The 21,810-nt window shown below is 43.1% G+C and carries 29 protein-coding genes; 26 read left to right on the top strand and 3 right to left on the bottom strand.

The window, feature by feature from the left end:
* Position 1: 1 nt before the first annotated feature.
* The 23 genes from CHI14_RS09430 to CHI14_RS30810 all read left to right on the top strand — a co-directional run bounded on the left by CHI14_RS09430 (position 2) and on the right by CHI14_RS30810 (position 17,653).
* Positions 2-289, top strand: coding sequence for a hypothetical protein (locus CHI14_RS09430; protein WP_095288184.1), 288 nt, complete (start codon positions 2-4; stop codon positions 287-289).
* Positions 282-662: a phage head closure protein gene (locus tag CHI14_RS09425; protein WP_095288183.1), complete on the top strand. Its 381-nt coding sequence runs from the start codon at positions 282-284 to the stop codon at positions 660-662. Before CHI14_RS09430 ends, CHI14_RS09425 begins: the two co-directional genes overlap by 8 nt.
* A gap of 1 nt (position 663) precedes the next feature.
* Positions 664-1,041, top strand: coding sequence for an HK97 gp10 family phage protein (locus tag CHI14_RS09420; RefSeq protein ID WP_249281053.1), 378 nt, complete (start codon positions 664-666; stop codon positions 1,039-1,041).
* A 5-nt stretch (positions 1,042-1,046) separates the two neighbouring features.
* Complete coding sequence (locus CHI14_RS09415; protein ID WP_095288429.1) at positions 1,047-1,367, top strand: hypothetical protein; 321 nt, start codon at positions 1,047-1,049, stop codon at positions 1,365-1,367.
* Positions 1,368-1,372: 5 nt separating this feature from the next.
* The gene (locus CHI14_RS09410; protein ID WP_095288181.1) at positions 1,373-1,957 is read left to right on the top strand and encodes a major tail protein; all 585 of its coding nucleotides are present in this window, start codon (positions 1,373-1,375) and stop codon (positions 1,955-1,957) included.
* A gap of 60 nt (positions 1,958-2,017) precedes the next feature.
* Positions 2,018-2,488 carry a hypothetical protein gene (locus CHI14_RS09405; RefSeq protein WP_170948073.1) on the top strand — a complete coding sequence of 157 codons (471 nt, stop codon included), beginning with the start codon at positions 2,018-2,020 and terminating at the stop codon, positions 2,486-2,488.
* A gap of 199 nt (positions 2,489-2,687) precedes the next feature.
* Positions 2,688-3,008: a hypothetical protein gene (locus CHI14_RS09395; protein ID WP_095288178.1), complete on the top strand. Its 321-nt coding sequence runs from the start codon at positions 2,688-2,690 to the stop codon at positions 3,006-3,008.
* 28 nt (positions 3,009-3,036) lie between these two features.
* Positions 3,037-3,180 carry a Com family DNA-binding transcriptional regulator gene (locus tag CHI14_RS30815; RefSeq protein ID WP_095288177.1) on the top strand — a complete coding sequence of 48 codons (144 nt, stop codon included), beginning with the start codon at positions 3,037-3,039 and terminating at the stop codon, positions 3,178-3,180.
* Between the two features lie 40 nt (positions 3,181-3,220).
* Positions 3,221-7,654 carry a phage tail tape measure protein gene (locus CHI14_RS09385; protein WP_095288176.1) on the top strand — a complete coding sequence of 1,478 codons (4,434 nt, stop codon included), beginning with the start codon at positions 3,221-3,223 and terminating at the stop codon, positions 7,652-7,654.
* Entirely contained in the window at positions 7,655-8,467 is an 813-nt protein-coding gene (locus CHI14_RS09380) for a distal tail protein Dit (RefSeq protein WP_095288175.1), read from the top strand.
* A gap of 13 nt (positions 8,468-8,480) precedes the next feature.
* Positions 8,481-10,277: a right-handed parallel beta-helix repeat-containing protein gene (locus tag CHI14_RS09375; RefSeq protein ID WP_095288174.1), complete on the top strand. Its 1,797-nt coding sequence runs from the start codon at positions 8,481-8,483 to the stop codon at positions 10,275-10,277.
* Positions 10,278-10,367: 90 nt separating this feature from the next.
* Positions 10,368-11,375 (top strand): acyltransferase family protein, encoded by a 1,008-nt coding sequence (locus CHI14_RS09370; RefSeq protein ID WP_170948072.1) that lies wholly within the window; start codon positions 10,368-10,370, stop codon positions 11,373-11,375.
* Positions 11,376-11,484: 109 nt separating this feature from the next.
* Positions 11,485-12,954: a prophage endopeptidase tail family protein gene (locus CHI14_RS09365; protein WP_249281063.1), complete on the top strand. Its 1,470-nt coding sequence runs from the start codon at positions 11,485-11,487 to the stop codon at positions 12,952-12,954.
* A gap of 68 nt (positions 12,955-13,022) precedes the next feature.
* Positions 13,023-13,583 carry a 2,' 3'-cyclic nucleotide 2'-phosphodiesterase gene (locus tag CHI14_RS09360; protein ID WP_095288171.1) on the top strand — a complete coding sequence of 187 codons (561 nt, stop codon included), beginning with the start codon at positions 13,023-13,025 and terminating at the stop codon, positions 13,581-13,583.
* Between the two features lie 44 nt (positions 13,584-13,627).
* On the top strand, positions 13,628-13,801 hold the full coding sequence (locus CHI14_RS29935; protein WP_170948071.1) for a hypothetical protein: 174 nt from the start codon (positions 13,628-13,630) through the stop codon (positions 13,799-13,801).
* Positions 13,802-13,928: 127 nt separating this feature from the next.
* Complete coding sequence (locus CHI14_RS09355; RefSeq protein ID WP_095288170.1) at positions 13,929-14,330, top strand: hypothetical protein; 402 nt, start codon at positions 13,929-13,931, stop codon at positions 14,328-14,330.
* Positions 14,330-14,608, top strand: a complete 279-nt coding sequence (locus CHI14_RS09350) for a phage holin family protein (protein ID WP_095288169.1) — start codon at positions 14,330-14,332, stop codon at positions 14,606-14,608. The genes CHI14_RS09355 and CHI14_RS09350 overlap by 1 nt, the downstream gene beginning before the upstream one ends.
* Complete coding sequence (locus CHI14_RS09345; protein WP_095288168.1) at positions 14,595-15,218, top strand: lysozyme; 624 nt, start codon at positions 14,595-14,597, stop codon at positions 15,216-15,218. Before CHI14_RS09350 ends, CHI14_RS09345 begins: the two co-directional genes overlap by 14 nt.
* Before the next feature lie 137 nt (positions 15,219-15,355).
* Positions 15,356-15,550: a hypothetical protein gene (locus tag CHI14_RS09340; RefSeq protein ID WP_095288167.1), complete on the top strand. Its 195-nt coding sequence runs from the start codon at positions 15,356-15,358 to the stop codon at positions 15,548-15,550.
* Between the two features lie 13 nt (positions 15,551-15,563).
* Positions 15,564-15,896 carry a YolD-like family protein gene (locus CHI14_RS09335; RefSeq protein ID WP_095288166.1) on the top strand — a complete coding sequence of 111 codons (333 nt, stop codon included), beginning with the start codon at positions 15,564-15,566 and terminating at the stop codon, positions 15,894-15,896.
* An 86-nt stretch (positions 15,897-15,982) separates the two neighbouring features.
* Complete coding sequence (locus CHI14_RS09330; RefSeq protein ID WP_095288165.1) at positions 15,983-16,606, top strand: hypothetical protein; 624 nt, start codon at positions 15,983-15,985, stop codon at positions 16,604-16,606.
* Positions 16,603-17,136: an accessory gene regulator B family protein gene (locus tag CHI14_RS09325; RefSeq protein ID WP_170948070.1), complete on the top strand. Its 534-nt coding sequence runs from the start codon at positions 16,603-16,605 to the stop codon at positions 17,134-17,136. The genes CHI14_RS09330 and CHI14_RS09325 overlap by 4 nt, the downstream gene beginning before the upstream one ends.
* Before the next feature lie 142 nt (positions 17,137-17,278).
* Complete coding sequence (locus CHI14_RS30810) at positions 17,279-17,653, top strand: LytTR family transcriptional regulator DNA-binding domain-containing protein (RefSeq protein WP_095288162.1); 375 nt, start codon at positions 17,279-17,281, stop codon at positions 17,651-17,653.
* A gap of 231 nt (positions 17,654-17,884) precedes the next feature.
* On the opposite strand, the gene CHI14_RS30805 is transcribed toward CHI14_RS30810, so the two are convergent.
* Positions 17,885-18,091: a helix-turn-helix domain-containing protein gene (locus CHI14_RS30805; RefSeq protein ID WP_481856396.1), complete on the bottom strand. Its 207-nt coding sequence runs from the start codon at positions 18,089-18,091 to the stop codon at positions 17,885-17,887.
* Positions 18,092-18,177: 86 nt separating this feature from the next.
* Between CHI14_RS30805 and CHI14_RS09305 the strand changes: the two genes are divergently transcribed.
* The 3 genes from CHI14_RS09305 (at position 18,178) to CHI14_RS30295 (ending at position 19,726) form a co-directional block, all read left to right on the top strand.
* Positions 18,178-18,357 carry a helix-turn-helix domain-containing protein gene (locus CHI14_RS09305; protein ID WP_170948068.1) on the top strand — a complete coding sequence of 60 codons (180 nt, stop codon included), beginning with the start codon at positions 18,178-18,180 and terminating at the stop codon, positions 18,355-18,357.
* Positions 18,358-18,736: 379 nt separating this feature from the next.
* Complete coding sequence (locus tag CHI14_RS09300) at positions 18,737-19,459, top strand: M23 family metallopeptidase (protein WP_095288159.1); 723 nt, start codon at positions 18,737-18,739, stop codon at positions 19,457-19,459.
* A 135-nt stretch (positions 19,460-19,594) separates the two neighbouring features.
* Positions 19,595-19,726, top strand: coding sequence for a YjcZ family sporulation protein (locus CHI14_RS30295; protein WP_212676985.1), 132 nt, complete (start codon positions 19,595-19,597; stop codon positions 19,724-19,726).
* Between the two features lie 136 nt (positions 19,727-19,862).
* Here CHI14_RS30295 and CHI14_RS09295 read toward each other — a convergent pair whose 3' ends face one another.
* Together CHI14_RS09295 and CHI14_RS09290 are read right to left on the bottom strand one after the other, a co-directional pair.
* The gene (locus CHI14_RS09295; RefSeq protein WP_095288158.1) at positions 19,863-20,912 is read right to left on the bottom strand and encodes an HD-GYP domain-containing protein; all 1,050 of its coding nucleotides are present in this window, start codon (positions 20,910-20,912) and stop codon (positions 19,863-19,865) included.
* A gap of 120 nt (positions 20,913-21,032) precedes the next feature.
* Entirely contained in the window at positions 21,033-21,782 is a 750-nt protein-coding gene (locus CHI14_RS09290) for a molybdenum cofactor biosynthesis protein (protein WP_095288157.1), read from the bottom strand.
* Positions 21,783-21,810 lie beyond the last annotated feature (28 nt).

The raw sequence follows: 21,810 nt of genomic DNA, 5'->3' as shown, positions 1-21,810 counted from the left end.
AATGGCAGAAGTAATTACGCCAGAGATCCTTCAAGAGTTTAAAGACCGGATGCACCTGGATGATGATGAGAATGGAAATCTACTGAGGATGCTCAAAGCCTCGCATGCGGATCTGGTACGCGTATGCGGGGAATACGACATTCTTACAGACGAAGTTTTCAAGGAACTCGTTTTCGAACGTTCACGCTATGCTTACAATGATGCGCTGGAGTATTTTTACACCAACTTTTTAACTCAGATTAACAATCTGAATCTAGCAAAAGCATTGGAAGGCGAAGCGTATGAATGAGAAACGATACAATGTAAATCGATACAATGGCAGTAGTCACAGCGGTCGTTTCAACAAGCGGATATCCGTTCATGGACCAACAGTGACCAAAGATGATATCGGGAACGAAACGGAAACATTCGGGGAGCTCTGTCAGCTGTGGTCCATGGTTAAAACAACCAAGGGATCGGAATACGCGGCGGCAGCTCAAACCAACACGGAGCATGTTACCAGATTCGTGGTCCGATACTCAAAAACACTGGATAAACTGTTTTCGGAAAATAAAACACGGATTGAGATTCTGTACAAAAACGTGGCCTATGATGTGAAAAGCATCATCAATGACGACGAGCTAAATGCCACGTTCACTATTATCGCTGAGGGGAGGCTATAGCATGACGGTCTCGCTCGACAAACTAGCCAATGCAATTACCTCTGCCGTGAAGACGTACACCGAGGATGTTTCTGCCGGGGTAGAAAATGAAGTGAATGCGACTTCAAGACGTGTAGTCAAAGGCATATCGCAATTATCTCCTAAAAAAAGTGGCGTCTACGCTAAGGGGTGGACATTAAAAAAGGAATCAAAAAATGGTATTGCCAGGAACGTCGTATACAACAAAAACAAACCAAGTATTACTCATTTGCAAGAAAACGGGTATGCCAAAAGAAGCGGCGGACGGGTTGCGGGAAAGCCACATATCAGACCCGTATGTGATCGGGAACTTCCAGATATGGTGAATCGAATAAAATCGATCATCAGTAATGGAGGATGATTCATTTGACACAAACTGAACTTTATAACGGTCTCGAAGCGATTGGATATCCAGTCGCTTATTCGCATTTCAAGTCTGAGCCAAAGGCACCGTATCTGGTGTATCTGTTTGCTTATGATAATGATTTCATGGCGGATAACGTCAACTATGCCGAGATACCCAATTTTCAGGTGGAACTATATACCGAAAAAAAAGATCCGGTAGCGGAGGAAAAAGTTAAGGCGAAGCTAAAAGAAATGCAATTGCCTTATAACAGAACCGAAACATATCTGGAAAGTGAAAATATGTTCCAAATGGTATTCACAATTCAATTAATCGGAGGGTGACATATATGTCAGAAAATAAAGTAACATTCGGATTGGACAAGGTACACATTGCGTTTTTCTCTGCTGCCGCTACTGAACAGCCGGCTTGGGAAACGCCAATCCCTATTCCGGGCGCAGTGAGATGGACACCTGAAGCACAAGGGGAAACGAGCACTTTCTATGCTGATAACATGGCGTATTTCCTTGTCACAAGTAATAACGGTTATACCGGAGAACTGGAGATGGCAAACATTCCAGATGAGATCAAGGCACGCATGTTTGGTTGGAAAATTGATAACAACGGTATGTTGGTCGAAATTGCGGACGGCATGCCTGAGAAATTTGCTTTGCTGGGTCAAGTGAAAGGCGACAAACGGGATAGACGATTTGTGTACTACGATTGCCAAGCAGCTCGTACAGCGAAAGAGAATACCACTAAAGGGGAATCGACGGAAATCGTGGGCGAAACCCTGTCCATGACATCTTCACCAATTGAAATTAATGACAATGTCATTGTTAAAGGCGATTTAGAATTGAACGCAACGAACGCTACACAGTTTAATTCCTTCTTTACGACAGTTTACACACCAACATTCACTGCGGGGGAGTAAACGCCTCTAATGCCATGTTAAGCCCGTCTGACGATGAGGTGCAGGCGGGTGCAACGGAGGATGAAAACCTCAATGATATTCAAAACCAAACTGAGATTGGAGACGATGAAAGTGCGAGAAATTAAATTCGGAGAAAAAACGGTTCAGATCAGAGCGGTAGCGCCTGCTCTACTGTTCTATAAGCAGGAGTTTGGATCGGACCTGGTCGGAGATATGACAAAGATAATTAATGGTTACGAAGCGAAAGAACAGAAAGAAGAAGGGGACGAGGAAGTACAAGGGGTTTCCCAAGCAGACTTTCAGGCTCTGGGGAATATCAATTTCCTGTCCATCTTGCAGATGGCTTGGGCAATGGCTAAAGCAGATAAGTTTGGGAAACCATTCCCTAAATTCGCGTCTTGGTTGCATGAATATGGAGAGGACATCGATTTTTCGGATGAGGATCTCGTTCTTGATGTTGTGGAGGAAGCGACAAAAGGGTTTTTTCGTAAAAGTGCGGGAATCCGAGGAGCCTTCGCGGGTCGGAAATAAGGAATCGCGTTTAGAAATTGATCTCCTGGCAATCGGGAAGCGAATCGGGCTGAGTATGGAGGAAATGTGTGAACTAACATGTTCCGATTTGATTGATCTAGCAAGGAGCTATACAGGCCAAGAAGATAAAAAGAAAGGTTCAAGAGAAGCTACTCAAGCAGATATCGACGCCTTTTATGGCAAATAGGAGGACGTCCCGATGATGAAAATGGAATGTAATGAAGGTTGCGGCGAAGAGTTCGTATTAATCAGTTATGGCAAAGAAGAAGTCCTGCCCAAAGTAAATCGGGTGGGCTTTTCTTGTCCTCATTGTGGCCATGTGTACACTGCGTATTACGAGAATGAGAAGGTTCGGACATTTAATGCTTTGTTAACGGTTCTTATGCAGCGGCCAGGAAAAGGCGGCTTAACTAAGAGACAGGTTCAGGGAATTGACGTCCGGATCTCCAATACCAAAAAGAAGCTGGACGCTGAGATGAAACGGCTTAAGACCATGGTCGAATCCAAAAACAAAGCGTAGCGATTTGAAGTGACTGTGTGGTGATCATATGGATTTACAACAAGTTAGGTGCCCTCATTGCAGGCATCTTCTTTTTAATGCGCGGATAGCAGACGTTGAAATTAAATGTTTGCGCTGCAAACGAATTGTAGTTGTGAAAATTAAGGAACAGAGCGAGCCGCACATTAAGTAGCGAGCCAATGCCTGCCTGGAACATAAGGTAGGTGGGCTGTGTGGCAGAAACGATTAAAGGGATTAACGTTGTCATCGGTGCGGAGACGTCCGGATTATCCAAGGCGCTTACTGATGTCAATAAGAAATCAAGAGATATCCAAACAGAGTTGAGGCAAGTTGAAAAACTTTTGAAGTTCGATCCAGGTAGCACTGAATTGTTAGCTCAAAAACAGAAGTTACTCGCTGACTCTGTAAGCAATACACAAGAGAAATTGAACCGGCTGAAATTAGTACAGGAGCAAGTCAATCAACAGTTTGCCCGGGGGGATATCACAGAAGGACAGTACCGGGCATTCCAGCGCGAAGTGGTCAAAACGGAGCAGGAATTACAAACCCTGAATAACCGTATCGATCAAACTACGGACGTATTAGGGGAGCAAAGCAAACAGGTAAGCAAGCTTGGCCAGGATTACAAAGAATCGTTCGACCAAGCGCAGGAATCTATGGGTAATTCCTTTGAGCAAATGAAGAAGCTCGGCGCGGGAGTTACGGCCTTTGGTGGTATTCTTGCTGGCGGACTTGGGGTTGCTGTTAAAAGCGCAGCTGATTTTGAGCAAGGCATGGCAAATGCATATTCAGTTATGGATCCGGCTGAGGTCAACAAGTTTAAAACCGAGCTTGAACAGCTGGCAATTACTATGGGTGCTGACACCAAGTACAGCGCCACGGAAGCAGCACAAGGGATAGAGGAACTGATCAAGGCCGGAGTGAGCGTGAAAGACGTCATGTCTGGCGGTTTGTCCGGTGCTCTTTCCCTGGCAACAGCAGGAGAGTTGGAACTGGCAGACGCTGCAGAGATTGCTTCCACAGCACTTAATGCTTTTAAGGCAGATTCATTATCAGTCCAAGATGCTGCAGATATACTGGCAGGGGCAGCCAACGCATCTGCGACAAGCGTTAGCGAACTACAGTATGGATTAGCTCAATCTGCTTCGGTTGCTGCTTCGGTGGGGCTGTCATTCCAAGATACGGCCACTGCACTGGCTGCATTCGCTCAGAATGGCTTAAAAGGATCGGATGCAGGTACTTCACTCAAAACAATGCTCATGCGCTTACAGCCGACGACAGCCGCTGCTTATAACGCCTTCAAAGACTTGGACTTGCTCACCTTGGATACAACCAAGGCGATGGACTACCTGAGTAAAAAGGGTATCAAACCAGCGGAAACGAGCGTCGAGGGCATCACAAAAGCGTTAGCGACATATCTTGCCCAGGCTGATGGAGCAAAGACGGTTACAGCGAAGTACTTCAAAGAAGCTCAGAATATGGCTGATGCCAATGGCTGGGTGTATTCCTCATTTTATGACGCTAACGGATCCTTAAAAGACATGTCCGAAATCGCCGGATTACTGAATGACAAGCTTTCCGGACTCAATGACATGCAACGCCAAGCGGCTTTGAATACGATCTTTGGTTCCGATGCGATACGTGCCGGTAACATCTTGTACAAAGAGGGAGCCGAAGGAATTAACGCCATGGCTGAGGCTATGGGCAAAATTGATGCTCAACAGGTCGCTGCGCAAAAGCTGGACACTCTCAAAGGCGCTCTGGAAGAACTGAGCGGCGCGATGGAAACGGCACAAATCACTATTGGTGCTGCCTTGATTCCAGCCCTGCGAGTGGCAGCGAGTGTTATGCAATCCGTTGTGGATGTTTTCAACCGGTTCCCTGAAGGTGTAAAAACGTTCATTGCTATCGCAGGGGCGATAACAGCGGCACTGGCGCTCATAGCAGGGCCATTATTACTACTGGTCGGGTTCATACCTCAAATAGCAGCTGGATTAACTGCATTAGCGCCTATCTTCGCAGCATTAACCGGTCCGATAGGTATTGTTATTGCTTCGGTCGCCGCGCTTGTTGCCGGTCTTACGTATTTGTATAACACCAATGAATCAGTACGGAATGCACTCAATTCCGCCTGGGAAGGTATTAAAACAGCAGCCGAAACTATATTCAATGGGTTGAAGACGTTCTGGGCCACATGGGGCGGCGAAATCACGGGCATATTTACTACCTTTTGGAATGGGTTAAAAGCGGTTTTCCATATTGTTATGAAGTCTATTTCAGAAGTGATTAAAACCATTTTCAGCGGCATTAAATCATTTTGGTCCACATGGGGATCAGATATCACAAATTTCTTTAAAACCACGTGGAGCGTTTTAACCACACTCTTTAATACTGTGTTCAAAGCTATTCTTGAAGCTATCAAGTTCGTCTTTAACGAGATCAAGTCGTTTTGGGATAAATGGGGGACCACGATCACTACTGCATTCAAAGGTTCCTTAGAAATACTCAAAACGGTATTCGGAGCAGCTTTTAATGTCGTATTCACTGTCATTAAAACAGTATTCAATGGGATTAAAGCATTCTGGGATGACTGGGGCGGCGTGATCACAAATAGTTTTAAAACCTATTTGAATGTGATTAAAACCATTTTCAAGGGTGTTTGGGACGCGCTCAAAATAATTGTTGAAACAGCAGTCGGTGTAATATCCGGGATTATCAAGGGATGGCTCGCAATCTTCAAGGGAGATTGGGCCGGAGCATGGGAAGCCGCTAAAGGTGTAACCAAGACAATTTGGGAAGGTATCAAGGGCATATTCAGTTCGGCATTCAACACAATGAAGGATGTCGGTAAGAATATCATTGAAGGTCTGGTTAACGGTATCGCATCGATGAAAGATGTCGTGGTTCGAAAGGCTAAGGAGATTTCGGAGGCGATCGGTGGTTTCTTCAAGAAATTCTTTGACATTCACTCTCCTTCAAAGCTAACAACCGGATACGGGGAGAACATTGGTCAAGGTTTAGCCAACGGTATCAGTAACAAGTCCAAAGAAGCAGCCAAGGCAGCTAAAGAAACTGCCACTAAAGTAAACAATGCTTTTAAAAGCGCGTTTTCCACAGCGCAGTACAACTACAAAATGGGCAATGTAGACACTGCCGGTTATATATCTTCGTTGGAAAAAGTGAAGTCATCGTATGCTAAAACTTCGGCCCAGATTCAGAAGGTAACGCTTGAGATCAAAAAGGCACACGATCAGCAAGTAAAATCGGCGGAGAAAGCGGCCAAAGATTCCTTTGCAGCATCCAAAGCATACATTGATTCCAAGGCTTCTACAGGAAAAGTAAGCCTTCAGCAAGAGTTGGCTATGTGGGAGAAGGTACAGGCCGAATATAAGGCCGGAACTGCGCAGCATATCGCAGCTGAGAAGAACGCCTACAAGATCAAACAGGAACTGGCTAAAGCTAGTTTCGAGTCATCTAAGGAATACATCGAAAAAGGTGCAGCTGCTAACGAGTTATCGCTTTCTCAACAATTGTCAGCTTGGGAACGAGTTCAGGCCAGGTACAAAGCAGGGTCAGAACAGGCGAAGGCGGCCGAAGAGGCAGCGGGTAAGGTCAAACTGGAGATCTACAACCAACTTACCCAAGCCAGTGAAGATTTCCTTGCGAAAACCAAAGAAGTAAATGCAAATGTCGCAGCTGAAGAGTTGCGGCTTAATGGCGTGTACGAACAAGCGGTAGAACAGCGGGCAAAGGCTATCAATGACTTTGCAGGACTGTTTGACGAGGTTGTATCTAAATCCGAAACATCCGGGCAGCAACTGTTGGACAACCTTCGCGGCCAAGTGGAATACATGGCAACCTGGGCACACAACATTGAAACATTAGCAGCACGAGGCATTGACCAGGGGTTGCTTGAAGAGTTGCGCGAGATGGGGCCGAAGGCGGCACCTGAGCTGGCGGCGTTGAACTCGCTTACGGATGAGCAGCTTGCTGAGTATTCCGGCTTATGGAAAACCAAAACCGCTGAGTCTAGAGCCATTGCAGCGCGTGAATTGACTGGACTTCGTGAGGATACCGACAAACAAATTACTCAGCTACGAGAAGATGCGGCTACACAGCTGGATGGATTGAAGGCTGACTTTGATGCCAAGGTAAAAGAAATCCGTTATGGTACAACGAATCAGTTTAACGCTATGAAGTCGGATCTACCGAACATCGGTAAACAAGCTATGCAGGGACTGCTTGATGGTTTGGCTTCGATGCAAGGTGCGGTTCAGGCAAAAGCGAAGTCAATTGCGGATTCCGTACGGACCACGATGCAAAAGGCATTGGATATTCACTCTCCATCCCGTGAAATGGCATGGATCGGGGAAATGGCTGGTCAAGGACTAGTCCAAGGTATGGCCAACATGCTGTCCAATGTACAAAACCAGGCCCGGGCAATGGCTGAAGCGGTGCAACCAACCTTTGGTCAACCGAGTGTAGCTGCTGCATCAGGACAGGAAAGCGTTGTGTATCAAATCAGCATGGAAGGCGTTTTCGCCGGGGCGAACATCATTATTCGTAGCGATGACGATATCAGAAAACTGGCTCAAGAAATCGGAAATGTATCCACTCAAACATCGAGAGGGCGGGGAGGTGTTTAAATGATATTCAATTCTGTATTAACTATAGACGGGATCCCACCAAGAGAATTAGGTTTGGGTGTCTTTCGAAACTCTCAACGTCCGATCCTGTCCTCGACAGTGAATAATACGGTAACTTTACCAGGCATGCATGGGGCCTATGATTTTGGGGCTACGATGGGACCAAAGCAATTTGAATTGGAATGTGCTTTCATAACACGCAATCATATTGAACTGCAGCAGCGCGTATCAGCGCTAGCTGCTTTTTTATTGGATGGAGACGGTAGACCAAGAACTATGGATATCGTCTTTGCCAACTCATCGGATCGTAAATACTCGGTCAGATATGTAGGGAGCTTAAACATTGACCGTATATCCGGATTAGGGACATTTACATTACCTTTCACAGCATTTGATCCATTTGCCTACAGCAAGCAGAATACAAATGAACTGCTCACATGGGATACGGACCTCACATGGCAAGATGATTTTGCATGGGATGATATTTACGAATTCGCTTTCCGCGGTCCTGAAACAGTCCAGATTAATAATTTCGGAACGTTGAATATTGAACCGTTGATTGTAGTGACGGGCAGTTTCAGTACCCTATCATTAACAATTGGCGGCGTTGAATTCAAATACAACACATCATTCAATGGAACGTTAGAAATTAACCACAAACGCAAAACAGTCAAGTCAGGAAATCAAAACTTGTTACGAAATACAAATGCCAAGTTTGGTAAGTTACCGCCTGGCACCTCAGATTTAATCGTTAATGGTACGAATCTCAACATTTCAGTTGACGTAATCTTTAACGCTAAATACGCAGCATAAGGAGGTAATCAAATTGGCTGAAATTCAGAATATTCTTTTAAATGAGAAGCTAAGGGTCAGTAATCCTAAAATAAATCAAAACTTTCAAAATATTAATGACCAACTTACGAGTCATCTAGAATCGACAGATGCCCACTCAGCTGGAAATATATCCTATATCGGTCAAGCAACGGGAACAAACGCTAAAGAAGCTATTGATAATACACACAAACGTATAAGTGAAATTGTGGCACAATCCGGTGATGATAATACAGAGATTGTGGATGCTCGCGGGGGATATACTGTACTAGGGGATCGGATTAATTACATTGATGAACAGTTGTCAGATCTGGCTTACAACGTGAAGAATTTTGGGGCAATTGGTGATGGGGTAACTGATGATACAATATCGATTCAAGCTGCAATAGACGCAGCCAGTACAGCTGGAGGAGGCACGGTGTATTTCCCGCCTCTCGGAACAGATGAACACTATATAGTTTCTTCTATATTAATTCCATCCGATATTAACTTACAGGGTTCAAAGGGGTCGAGAATTAAACAAATTAACGACCCCGATCTTGGTAATCTCGTACAGATTGCAACAGGCGCGAAAAATATCAAAGTAGATGGTTTGGAGTTAGATGCAAATAAATCTAATGGATCAACTGGACATGGAATAGGGTTTTCTGCAAATGTTAGCGAGGTTATTATTTCTAATAACATAGTGCGAAATGCCACAATAGATTGTATTCACACTGAAGATGGAAACTTCAATGTGAAAATTATAAACAACTCATGTTTTGATGCTGGTCGTATCGGAATAGCAATGAACGGTAACAGCAAAAATATATTTGTGTCTGGTAATTTCTGCTCTGGCTCATTTAACTCTGGAATCAATGTTATCGGTACAGGGGATGGCGTATCAATAATTGGAAACATTGTTGATGGGGCAGGTGATGACGGAATAACAGGATATGGAAACCTTCAAAAAGATTTACTTATTGACGGAAATATCATCAGAAACGTAAGTAATAATGGAATCCACATCGGTGGAAATGGGGTTTTTATTTCTGATAATGTTATTTCTAACTGTGGGAATAGAGGTATATATTTTGCTAACTCCCCTTTAACTACAGGGGAAAATGTAACCATTAGTGGAAACTCGATAGATACAGTAACTAATCTCCACGGAATTGAAATTCTACAGTGCGACAATATAAGTATAGTAGGCAACAGCATTTTTAGGGTACTTGTCGGAAGGAGTATAACGTTAAGCGCTGTAAAACGAGGTGTGGTCGCAAACAATAGAGTAAAAGGAACTACATCCGATGGAATACGATTAGAAAAGTCTTCTTTTGTTACCATAACATCAAACAATATTACAGGCACTACAAACGGTATACAGCTATCTGATGACGGGATAACCGCTTCTAAGCACAACACAATAAGTTTTAATATCTTAGACGGTGGATCCGCACGTGGTATATTCTTTCAAAACTCGTCTGACTTCAATGTAATTATTGGTAATATAGTAATCAATTACACCATAGCATCCTATAGTTTAGTAGGTTCTAACAATATTTCTGATTTCAACTTGCTTCGAAGTCAAAAAGGAAGGTTTACCGGATCAGGAAATGGTTCGGCTACCACATTCACGATTCCTCATGGGTTGAGTGGAACACCAACATTCCTTAACGTTACTGCGGGTTCTACAGCGGCAAGAGGTGACTATTTCGTATCTGCTGATGCTACAAATATCACTGTAACTTATGGGACTGCACCTGTTTCCGGAACAAATAATGTAGTGTTGTACTGGGACGCTAAAGCATAGAAGAATGTTATGGTGAAGCAGTAAATTAGCATTTGGTTATTGCGCATGTAATTACTCCCACATATACTCAAAAAAGCGGAGGTGCTTTTTTTGAGGAAAGAGAGACTATTTTATCTAGATTTTATTCGAGCTTTATCGGTACTGGCTATTGTTGTTTACCATTTTAGTACAACCTTATCTGGACTTAGAATCGAAAGTTTTCTATCCATCCCATGGAACTACGCCAACGGAAATTTAAGTACAATAGGGGTATCGCTGTTCTTTTCAATATCAGGTGCGGCTCTAATGTATTCCTACAATGATAAATTCTCGCTTAGGCAATACTTTGCTAAACGATTTTTATCTATATACCCGATTTTTTGGATAGCATATATTGTCGCTTTCCTGTATTTATTTTACGTAAACAAAACGACAGCACACGTTCCAAACATCAGTTTCTTTTTAACAATCTTCGGCATGGATGGATATATGCTTTATAGCATACCTAACTACTACATTCTAGGGGAGTGGTTTTTGGGATGCATAATTTTGCTTTATCTCTGTTTTCCTGTTCTAAGATTTTTTGTTTTAAGATACCCGATAATTACGTTCATTGCCATCTTGGTACTCTACTTAGTATTTGTAGAGAATTACGTTTTCAAATTGGGCATTAACAGGAACTTCCTTACAAGAATACCTGAGCTATTAATAGGTATGTATTTCACACAATTCATCAGAAAAGTGAAATGGTATCATTTCTTAATTGCGTCAATTATAACTGCGTTAATGCTATTCGTGAAAATTGATATTAATCAGATGTATAAAGTGACAATAGTTGGGATATCAGTGTTTTTCGTTTTAGCTTATATTGCACAATTTATAAGATCAAATAAAATCATGGGATCTATTCAGGTAGTAAGTAAATACTCATTTGCTGTCTTCTTGGTTCATCATGTAATAATGATGCAGCTTGCAAAGCAATTCAAGGGTATGAATTTAACCACTGTTGAGACATTAAGTTTACTGCTAATAACAATATTAATAATTGTTTTGTTCTCACTTTACCTGCATAAAATATCTAACAAGGTAATCCTGTATGCAAGCAGTGTTACTAAATAATACGATATAATTTTGCAACTAGATTTTTTAGTAAAGGTTTTTTCTTACATTTGGAGGTGATAAATTGATAGCCATCCTAAATAAATCATTCCAGCCTCTAGCTATATTAGTGGATTATTTGAACGACGAGATAACCGAACAAATAAACGGTTCTTATACATTTAAATTCGCAGTCTATATGGACGATGAAAAAAGCCAATACATCGACACTGCCAACCTAGTAGAAGTTGAGGGCCAATACTTTAACATCGTCAAACATCGCCGGACCCGATCCAGTAATGGAGATGTTCAAATAGTAGTAGAATGTGAGCAGGTCTCTTATGACCTGCTCTTTCACGTTTTTGAGGATAGTTTCATTCATTCTGGATCACCTGTGCAGCTGATGTCCATGGCCCTGGAAGGAACAGCATTTACGATCGGGACTGTTGAAATTTCAAATGTAGTTAGTGTGGAATTAAAAGAGAATGCAACGGCACGATCGATTCTATTCGAAATCGCTGCGGCTGCGGGCGGGGAATTAAGGTTTGATCAATTTACCGTATCCCTGCTTGGAAGGAGAGGCCGAGACAGGGGCGTTCAGTTCCGTCTGGGTAAAAACGTGCAAGGCATCGTAAAAGACGTTAACGGGCAATCTGGAGAGGTTCTGACATCCTATGAAATCGATGTCGTGGAGCTGAACACGTTACCCGAATTTGAAGGGTTGGAATATTTCGAACTGGGAGATACCGTTGACATCATTGACGAGGAATTACAGATTGATGAACAGCAGCGGATTATCGAGTATGCTTATTCACCACGGCAACGGATTAATTCCAAAGTGGTCATTGCGAATTACATCGAAGGAATACAGGATACTATCTACCGGATCCAGACGACAACGGTCGGCAAGGATAAATGGATGTATGGAGTCAAAATCGGTCCTGATGAAGGCATTGTCATTGAACGATATGACAAATTGGCCAAATCGAAGTGGAACGCCGATGAATTCCGGATGCAAAAAGGAGATGGCAACGGAGGATATACGGATTCACTCTATTTCGATGCTATTAACCAGGAGTACACGTTCACCGGGATCGTTCGGGCAGGGCAGTTTATTGGTGGCAGCATAAAGATAGGTAATGAAGGATCGACATTCTTTGAAGTCGGGGAAGACGGAAAAATGAAGGCCATCGATGCCGAATTCACAGGGAAGATAACTGGTTCTGAGATTGTTGGTGGTACGATAACCGGTTCGTTGATTAGAACATCGGCAGCCGGTCCGCGGATCGAGCAAAGCAGCGTTCTTGGTTTTCGAACATATGACGGTAACAGTGTAAACAGAATCAGAATTACCACGTCATCAAACAATGATGTTGCTGCCATCGTCTATTATACTTCGTCTGGCGGATATGCCGGAGAGATAAACTCATATTCAAACTCAGGTTTGTCGATTTTCTCTGAAAACTTGTTTTTGGGGAGTAACAATTCAGCAAGTCCTATAAGATTTCAGGGAGCAGCCAATTTCGCAGGAGTAATAAATACAAGAAAGTACAATGATCTAGATGCAGTCCTTGACGATATTTATCGTAAGATACCATAAAAATTGCAACCTTAGTGACCGATAAACGTTGTATAATTAACAGAAAATTACACACGGAGGTTCTAAGGATGAAAAAACTGCTTTACATTGCATCTGGTATGGTATTGGGGATTGCGCTTGCACTCCCGTTAGGAAGCGCATTTGCTGATCAAATAAAAAGTGTCGTAGGCACTAAGATTACAGGGCAATACACTGTTAAAGTCAACGGAAAACAACTCGCAGACCCGGCTATCGTCGCTGATGGTAAATCATATGCGCCTGTCAGATCTTTAGTGGGGGCAGTTGGGACAGGAGAGATTATCGTGGATAATACTGAGAAAACAATTGATATTACGGTAGAATCTGATCTGCCTAGTGACACAACTCCAGTCCTAGAAGAATCGAATCCATATGTAGGTCTTACTAAAGCAAAACTACTGTCTACAAAAGAAATGTTTGAGGTTTCTCAATTACAAAGAATTGATAATAAATTAAAAGAGTATGAGGATCTGCTCTCCAATCCACCTTCATGGTTGGACATCGACAATACAAGAAAAACCATAGCCGAACTTGAAGAGCAGCGCGTTGAATACGAAGCGAAGTTGGTATTGGTAAACGAAGCAATAGCAGCATTAGATAAATATAAATGAACTAAGTCGTCCACACGGGCGGCTTTTTCTTTTGGGAGGAAACCATGATAGCAAGAAAACTTGTAGAGTGCACGATTGACCTTAATGATCCCGTTGGTGAAATTGGGGCAGCCATCAATGTTGTTATAGGAGCGTTCAGAAAGGATCAGCAAATCGAAATCCTAAAAGCTGTCCAGAAGAATATTGAGGTGGCACTTCAGGACGACGGAAAAGAATAAGCTCACCTAATATCAAAATAAGGTGGTGGTCCCTATGCTTGTATAACATAATAATGTCTGTTTGCTCCCGGAGTGGTCGGGGGCTGTTTTTGTTTTCAATCATTAGATAGAGAAGGGGGAGAGGGGCATGAAAGAGGAGGTGCTGACAATTGAAGGATTGCGCACAAAAACAGAAGAGTTAACAAGTCAGATGCAGAATTTAAGTTCGGAATTCACACGCTTGTCTGCTCAGACGGTAGCCGATGAGGCTCGCTTCAAGCTAATCGAACAGACAGCCGGCAGGCATGATGACGAGATTCGGCAACTTAAAGACTCCACACGCATGATGCAATTACAGTTTGATCAGGTCATGACCAAGATTGACACATTGGAAATGAAATTGTTTAGCTGGCTTCAGCAAACACAACAAGACAGTGTTAAAGAACGGACAACGAACAATAAGCAGTGGTTTCAGTTCCTCACATTTGTTTTAGGCGGTACAATAATTGCTATTGTAACGGCGGTATTCATAAAGGGAGGTATTCAATAATGGATTGGAATAGTATTTACGTATTAATAGAGCCGAGGTTGTTAGTGGTGTTGGCCTTTTGTTGGGCTTTGGGGTTCATTATAAAGAGTGTTCCAGGGATTCCTGATTGGTCTATAGTATTTATCATTACAGCATTTTCGTTGCTGGTAACAATATGGATGATGGGTTTATCGGCAGAAGCATTCATACAAGGTGTTCTGGTGGGGGCTTTTGCTGTGTTTGGCAACCAGGTCATTAAACAAGCTAAGAAAGGAGCCGACACAGATGCAGACGCGTGAAATTTCTAATGCAGGCATCAAGCTTATCAAAACCTTCGAGGGATGCAGGCTCAAAGCGTACAAGCCTGTGTCCACTGAAAAGTATTGGACGATTGGTTGGGGACATTATGGTCCAGATGTTACAGAAGGCATGACGATCACACAGGAACAGGCTGATGCAATGCTGGTTAAAGACCTGGACAAATATGAAGCGTATGTTAACAATCCTTCGTATGTCCCTGTGACGGACAAACTAAATCAAAACCAATTCGATGCGCTCACAAGCTTTTGTTACAACACAGGCCCTGGAAATCTTCAGACGCTTTGTAAGGGACGTACGATTGATCAGATCGCTGACAGTATCCCGAAGTATAACAAAGCCGGTGGCAAGGTCCTGAATGGTCTGGTACGGCGTAGAGAAGCTGAGTTGGATTTATTTAATGCGAAGGAAACGAAGGAGGGAAATACAGTGTCAAATGAACGTGATATCAATGTAGTAAGCCCGTGGGCTAAGGATGTATGGGATCAAATGACGAATGCCGGTTACTTTGATGGTAAACGTCCTGGCGCTCCTATTACTCGGGAAGAAATGGCAATTGTATTAAAACGATTGATTACCAGTCTAAAATAATGATTAGGCTCTGCTGGCTTATTTCTGGCAGAGCCTTTTTTTGTGAACTATTCTCCTATTTTTTCTTGTTGATATCGGAACGTAAGTTCGCATATAATACATACAAACATACGTTCTTACAAATTGGAGGGTTGAACATGCCAGTGAAATACATAGGCAGGTTGGTCGAAATCATTTACCAGGACAAAACAGGACAGATAACCAAACGTCGTATCCAAGTCAAAAGCGTTCGTTCTGGTCCGATCCGGGCAGATGATTTGCTATCCGGCAAGCCTCGCACTTTTAGGGCAGACAATATCCTGGCATGTAACCCAATCCAAACATCAGCATAGGAGGCGGTTAATTATGGCGGGCAAGCTCGTGGCAAACGGATTGTTTGAAAGCTCTAGGATAATTTTACCTGAACATAGGGAGCGTTTGTTGGAACATAAAAGAGAACAGCAACGGAGGGAAAAGCCTGTTCTTGACGAACAAGCGATAGAGGAAATTGTCAGAGCATTGGCCGTTTCATATGCAGAAAAAATGATGGTTGATCTTATCCTTTTCGATCCGTTTAAGTATGAATCGGTAAGTGGGATAGTGATTGGAATAAATCGCTCTCAAAATAAAGTCAACCTGTTGTTAGAAGAAGATGAAAGATCGATAGAGATCGCAAAAATAATCTCAGCAAACCTCTGAATTTGTATGAATTTGGCTATGGTATTTTCGCGTCTTAAAGTATAATTACAATATCAAATTATACTGCCGCGAAGGAGAAATGTAGGATGTGGGAGCCAATTCGGTTTCTGCTTTTTTCAACACTCGAATCAATGTCAGCTTTCGCTTTAATGCTTGCGATTTTTAGATTGAAGGTCAAGGATTATATATGGCCCGGTCTGTTTTTGAGCTTAATTATGAACCTACAAAGTTATTTGTTGAGAGAAGAAGCGTCGATGGCTTCTTTGGCACCAGCGATTAACACTTTACTTTTCATATTACTCATAACAACAGTGGTCAAGGTTCCTGTTATGTGGTCGGCAATTATATCAATCTTAGGCACATTTAGCTACACAGTAATTCAAACAGCTATTCTGCTGGTGTTTTTCAGGGGCGTGGACACTGCTTCTCTCGCAAACTCTATTGAGGGATCAGCTCTACAAGCTGTTTCAAGTATTGTCGCTCTTGGATTAACCTATTTCCTTTTGAAATTCAAGATTGGATTTACAGCGGATTTTGAAAAATTCCGTTTTAAGTGGGAACACATTGGAGTACTTGTTTTCATCATATTTTCGCTTCTGGCGTCAACGTTTATGTTTTACTTGAATAACCAAATGCTCGTCATTCTACATATGGCACTAGCAGCCGGTTTGTTTCTCTACTATGCAATTTGGAAGGAGAGGGAAGATTGATTGAGGCTGCCGCCTGGCGGATCGCCAAGCATATAAAATCTGTTGTGCCAAACCACCCAGCTCCAATTGAAGATCTTAATCATTCACTTATTATATCGTTAAACTTTTTTTCTGTGGTTGGTTTGTCGGCTATTGGATCGTTATTAACTGGACATGGCAAAGAAGCAGCAATACTCCTCATTGCCTTTGCAATATTGCGGCAGCTCACCGGGGGTCTGCATCTTGAGTCAAGCACATGGTGCGCTGTCGCCACAGCGGGTACGGCAACTTTATTATCGCTTGTTACGTTAAATCATTTAACAACTATTTTGCTAAGCGCAGTCGGATTGTTGTGCATAGTGATATTTGCTCCAGCTGGTATCGAAGATCAGACCATAATTCCACCGCGGTTTTATCCGATATTAAAAGTAGCTGGCATGATTATTATTAGCTCTAACTTTTTATTATCTTCTCCATACTTAGCCATGGCATTCTTCGCCCAAGGCATTATGCTTGTTGCATATGTACTTTTTAAAGGAGGTGAAAAATAATCATGATGAAATCAAAGGTATACTCCGTTGTTGCAACAGCATTGTCTGCGTTAGCTGTTGTTTCCGTGATGCCAGCAAGCTTGGCATGGGTATCTAACCCTAAGCCGCCAAAACATTTGCTTAGAAAATAGGAGTTGTTTCTATGTTATCTGTCACGAATACGCCTGATGGCGACAAGGGTATAAGAGATGTACACATGAGTTCTATTTTATACATGAAATGGGACAGCAGACTTGATCGAGTTGTTCTACACACGATTGAAGGACTCTTTTACTTACCGGGGCCCCTGGTTTATTGGCAGAATGCGATGAATAGCATGGGGTTCAAGTTTCTGAAGGTGGATCGTTCCACGATAATTAATTCAGACAACATCGTCAAGGTGGATCAGATATATAAGGAAGCTTTTTTCGAACATAACGTTTCGCGTGATTCAGTAAAATGCGAAATTGCCCATCATAGATACAGGAAGTTTGTTAAAGAATTACAAATCATGAATCCAAGTGTTATATTGACATAACGGGCCGTTTCTAACGGCTCTTTTTTTATAACAATGAGCTTGAATAATGTCGAATAGTGTAGAACTTTGGAAGAGGTTCGGATCGCCCAATTTATGTTTACATGAGGCTAATAATGGGATTTAATAGAGATGTGAGGTATGAAATATTTGGGGGAACAGAGAGATGCATGGATAAAATTCGCCTACAGCGAAGTTTCGCCCGGAGGAGGGGCTTGCGCCTCCGCCGTTTGCCTAATCCCATTCGTGCAGATCTTCCATAGTGCAGCCAAGTCGGTGGGCGACTTTAGCTGCGAGGGGGTAAGAAAAGTACTTTTTCCCTGATGTGACTTCTGAGAGGAAAGCTTGTGAAATGCCTACATCTCTCGCCAAGTCGACAGCTTTAATTTTGTTTTTAGCCAAGAGGTATGGCAAACGGCTCCTCCCGGGTACGGGATACATCCATTTACACCTCATGCCTATAGTTATCTATGTTATTATATGCCAATTTCAAAACCATAACAACGAGAAGAAACGGAGGAAATCTGATGAATGATTCTATGATCGGAAAATGGATTGAAGAAAAAAAATATTCAAGGAAGGAAGCTGCGAAGGTTTTAGGGATTTCCGCAGCCGCCTTAAACAAGTACGAAGAGAACCCAGGGAAGATGCCTTTACATATTTATGGTTTGATTACACGAAGTAAGTGCGCCACATCCAGTAAATAAGGATGTGGCTTTGTGTTCTAAATTTGTCCTGAATGAGTCCTGAACGACACATAAAGTTACGGAAAGATACGGAAAACAAAAACGAGTTCCTACCTATTATATAGGCAAAAACTCGCGGTATAGAAAGATACGTAATACAAAACTAATTAAATTCGAAATGGAAGGCAGCATTGGTTAATTGCTGCATACACAAGGACCGGGGGATCTCCTCCGGTCCTTGTTTTTTTGTGCACGAAAATAATCCGATTTATATGAAAAAACGGACTTGTATGGCAGAAAACTGGATGGTTGAATCGCTGTTTTTCGCATAAAATAGGTTCAACAGCACAAGCGATTTCATAGATTGCTGCATCTATTGATAGAAAAGGATGGTGAATCTATGAGCTTTAATCCTTTTACAGGATATCGCATTACAAGTTCGTTTGGTTATCGCATTCATCCAATTCATGGTGGACAGACATTCCATCGGGGAATTGACCTCGTCACAGAACCTTGGAATGGCCCTGTATACGCCTTTATGGAAGGGACCGTACGATTTGCCGCTGAAGGAGCTACGGGCTCCGGATTCGGTGGTTATGGGCTTACAGTTGCTGTACAGGATCATCGTGGGTATCTGCATTGTTACGCCCATCTGTCGCGAATTGCGGTTAGTGTAGGTCAGCGGGTGAAGCGTGGTCAACTCTTGGGCAACCAAGGGAGTACGGGTCAGAGTACAGGACCCCATGTCCATTATGAGATTCGTAAAACGAGTACCCCTTCTTACGGGTATACAGCCGGTGTGGATGGAGTGGTTGAGCCGGAAGCATATTTGCAATCGGAATTCAGTTCCACATCTGAGGAGCAGGAGGCTCTGCCGATGACAAGTGAAGAGAAGAAAGCTTTTGAAGCGATGGAAAAGACACTGGAAGCTCAGGCTTCCTGGATCGCGCAGCAGAAGAATCTATCCAATATGCCCTGTCCGCCTTGGGCAGCTGAAGCTTATCATTACTATCGTCCTTATATCCAGACGGATACAGGCAGTTATGACTTCTGGAGGCTGCTGGTTATTATGTATCGCAAGGAAAAAGAAATTCAGGTCACGTCCGATTCGGGAAAACAATAAGAGTCAGCGTGCTGATTACGATGATTCGTATTGAAGCAGGCGAAAAACCATTTATCGAATATTGCCATTTCGCCCGGTTCGCTTCCCCTGCAAGATCATATGTTAGGGTATACCTGATGAAGAGGAGGCAATCACATGAGCGAGGTAGGATATGGTTGTGGTGGCAATGTTGGCGGCGTAGGTGGATACAACCCATTCACATCGGTAGGCGCAATCTTGGTATTGTTCATTCTGTTGGTTATCATCACTAAAGCATTCTGCGTGTAATACGCGTATCAAACCTGAATAAAGCAAAAGGGAAGCCGAAAATTCGGTTTCCCTTTTTACTTTCATAAGATAAGTTCCTGTAATGTAATTCTTCGTAATCATTCATTTTTCTACGTTGTGCTACGAAACCATGGAGCTATTGAATATAAATTTCGACGATGGCGATATCTCTTTCTTTCGCTAAATCAATAAAGGCCGTGGATGTCTGAACAAGTGGACGGAAATAGTCTGCAGGGTTATTCATGACGATAATGCCCGTTTCCCCCGAGGTGAGCAGTACCCTTTTGCCTATAAAATTGGGCAGCATATGTTTGATGAGCTCTTGGGTAGCTTCTCCATTGAGTTGGCCAAAGCTCAGGCTGTACAGCTCGCACAGCACGGAGATGAGCTCCTGCTTGGTCTGATATACCCGGTTGGTCGTCATGGCGCTGTATACGTCAGCTACGGCCGTAATACGGGCATACGGATGAATATCATTCCCTTTCAGTCCATGAGGATAGCCGCTTCCGTCTTCCCGTTCATGATGCTGAAGGGCGACCGTAGCCAGAATTTCATCCTGCGTGGACTCTTTAACAATCTCATATCCATATAACGTATGTTTCTTCATTTCTTCGAATTCTTCCGGGGTTAGTTTTCCCGGTTTATGTAGCATTTCAGGAGAAATTTTGGATTTTCCAATATCGTGCAGATAACCTGCTTTTGCTACTGTCAGGCATTCTTCAGGATTGTAGCCCATCCAGCCTGCAATATAAAATGCGAGCATTCCCACTTGCAATGAATGGTTGTAGGTATAATCATTATCGCCGTCAAGCATAAGTAGAAGGGAAACGACATCCTTCTGTTTCTCCAGTTGAGTTGTCAGGTTAACCAGAATTTCATCGACCTGAGCTTCGTCAATAAACCCTTTCTCCATCGCTTGCTGAAACAGAGATTCGGTACCTTTGATCGTATCGTCAAACAGGGTAGTTAACAGACGGGTCTGATCGGAAGGCATGGTTTGCGTATCAGAGTGTAGGTCGGATGTTGTATGTTCTACATCTGCGTAATCGATTCCATGTTGCAGCAATTTGGTAATATCGTCTTCGCTGAGTAAGGAACCTTTCATCAGCATGTGGAGACCTGAACTGTTGTATACATCATTTTTTAACAGATCACCAGGTTTAAGATCAGTAACATGCACTCTCACGTATAAACCACCTTTTCCTCGACTTATATCGACATATATGCTTATAATAACAAGAAAAAAATGGGTTGACAACGACTTATTTACTAATTTAATTAGCCTTGCAAGAGGTGGAATGACTATTTATAAATTGTCCAAGGGGTTCCATGGTCCCAATTGATGTCCCTTCCACTCGGAACCATCTTCCCATATTTCCTTTTTCCAGATCGGGACCGTTTGTTTCAACCTCTCGATAGCGTATCGACTGGCATCATAACAATCGCTGCGGTGAGGCGAGGAGACGGCGATAATAACACTAATCTCTGCAACGTCGACCTGACCAATCCGGTGGCTGATCGCACATCTGACACCTGGCCAGCGCTCGGTGATTTCACTTCCGATGTTAGCCATCTGAGAAAGGGCCATAGGTACATAAGCTTCATATTCCAGATGGACCGTTCGTTGTTCCCCGGTCATTTCACGAGTAGTACCTACAAAAGTCAGTGCTGCCCCGTGGTTTGCGGTAATGACCAGAGCTGTTGTTGCTTCCACAGACAGGGGGGACTTCGTAATCATAAACATACCGTCCGGAGTACGATGTTCGGAGAGTGAAGACCTATGATCATGCTCGGACCCTTCGGTACCGTCACCTCCTGAAACGGGGGGAATTAAGGCAAGTTCATCTTCGGGCTTAATCATTGTATCGGCAGGAGCATACTGCTGGTTTACCGCCAGAAAGGACGTTCGAATCTGTGAAGCAGCCTCGGGATAGGCGAGTGCCAGGCTTTCTTTGAGAAGAGCTGCGGTCAAAGGACTTTCCGTATATTCATATTCAAGCAGGGACGTGCCCAGACGTTCAGCAATGCCTGCAAACAGTTGTATGGTTAGTATCATGCTATGCGTCACCTCTTTTTTATCTCTA

This window comes from Paenibacillus sp. 7516 (genome assembly GCF_002272715.1).
Lineage (GTDB): Bacteria > Bacillota > Bacilli > Paenibacillales > Paenibacillaceae > Paenibacillus > Paenibacillus illinoisensis_A.
This window is presented reverse-complemented; position numbering and strand designations above follow the sequence as displayed.

Bases quoted from the DNA above. Each gene is read 5' to 3' on its own strand.
- CHI14_RS09340 (WP_095288167.1), top strand. From the start codon at position 15,356: ATGCCAGTGAAATACATAGGCAGGTTGGTCGAAATCATTTACCAGGAC.
- CHI14_RS30295 (WP_212676985.1), top strand. From the start codon at position 19,595: ATGAGCGAGGTAGGATATGGTTGTGGTGGCAATGTTGGCGGCGTAGGT.
- CHI14_RS09420 (WP_249281053.1), top strand. From the start codon at position 664: ATGACGGTCTCGCTCGACAAACTAGCCAATGCAATTACCTCTGCCGTG.
- CHI14_RS09350 (WP_095288169.1), top strand. From the start codon at position 14,330: ATGGATTGGAATAGTATTTACGTATTAATAGAGCCGAGGTTGTTAGTG.
- CHI14_RS09360 (WP_095288171.1), top strand. From the start codon at position 13,023: ATGAAAAAACTGCTTTACATTGCATCTGGTATGGTATTGGGGATTGCG.
- CHI14_RS09410 (WP_095288181.1), top strand. From the start codon at position 1,373: ATGTCAGAAAATAAAGTAACATTCGGATTGGACAAGGTACACATTGCG.
- CHI14_RS09405 (WP_170948073.1), top strand. From the start codon at position 2,018: ATGAAAACCTCAATGATATTCAAAACCAAACTGAGATTGGAGACGATG.
- CHI14_RS09425 (WP_095288183.1), top strand. From the start codon at position 282: ATGAATGAGAAACGATACAATGTAAATCGATACAATGGCAGTAGTCAC.
- CHI14_RS09335 (WP_095288166.1), top strand. From the start codon at position 15,564: ATGGCGGGCAAGCTCGTGGCAAACGGATTGTTTGAAAGCTCTAGGATA.
- CHI14_RS30805 (WP_481856396.1), bottom strand. From the start codon at position 18,091: ATGTATCCCGTACCCGGGAGGAGCCGTTTGCCATACCTCTTGGCTAAA.
- CHI14_RS30815 (WP_095288177.1), top strand. From the start codon at position 3,037: ATGGATTTACAACAAGTTAGGTGCCCTCATTGCAGGCATCTTCTTTTT.
- CHI14_RS09395 (WP_095288178.1), top strand. From the start codon at position 2,688: ATGATGAAAATGGAATGTAATGAAGGTTGCGGCGAAGAGTTCGTATTA.
- CHI14_RS09305 (WP_170948068.1), top strand. From the start codon at position 18,178: ATGAATGATTCTATGATCGGAAAATGGATTGAAGAAAAAAAATATTCA.
- CHI14_RS09380 (WP_095288175.1), top strand. From the start codon at position 7,655: ATGATATTCAATTCTGTATTAACTATAGACGGGATCCCACCAAGAGAA.
- CHI14_RS09355 (WP_095288170.1), top strand. From the start codon at position 13,929: ATGAAAGAGGAGGTGCTGACAATTGAAGGATTGCGCACAAAAACAGAA.
- CHI14_RS09300 (WP_095288159.1), top strand. From the start codon at position 18,737: ATGAGCTTTAATCCTTTTACAGGATATCGCATTACAAGTTCGTTTGGT.
- CHI14_RS29935 (WP_170948071.1), top strand. From the start codon at position 13,628: ATGATAGCAAGAAAACTTGTAGAGTGCACGATTGACCTTAATGATCCC.
- CHI14_RS09345 (WP_095288168.1), top strand. From the start codon at position 14,595: ATGCAGACGCGTGAAATTTCTAATGCAGGCATCAAGCTTATCAAAACC.
- CHI14_RS09290 (WP_095288157.1), bottom strand. From the start codon at position 21,782: ATGATACTAACCATACAACTGTTTGCAGGCATTGCTGAACGTCTGGGC.
- CHI14_RS30810 (WP_095288162.1), top strand. From the start codon at position 17,279: ATGTTATCTGTCACGAATACGCCTGATGGCGACAAGGGTATAAGAGAT.
- CHI14_RS09330 (WP_095288165.1), top strand. From the start codon at position 15,983: ATGTGGGAGCCAATTCGGTTTCTGCTTTTTTCAACACTCGAATCAATG.
- CHI14_RS09430 (WP_095288184.1), top strand. From the start codon at position 2: ATGGCAGAAGTAATTACGCCAGAGATCCTTCAAGAGTTTAAAGACCGG.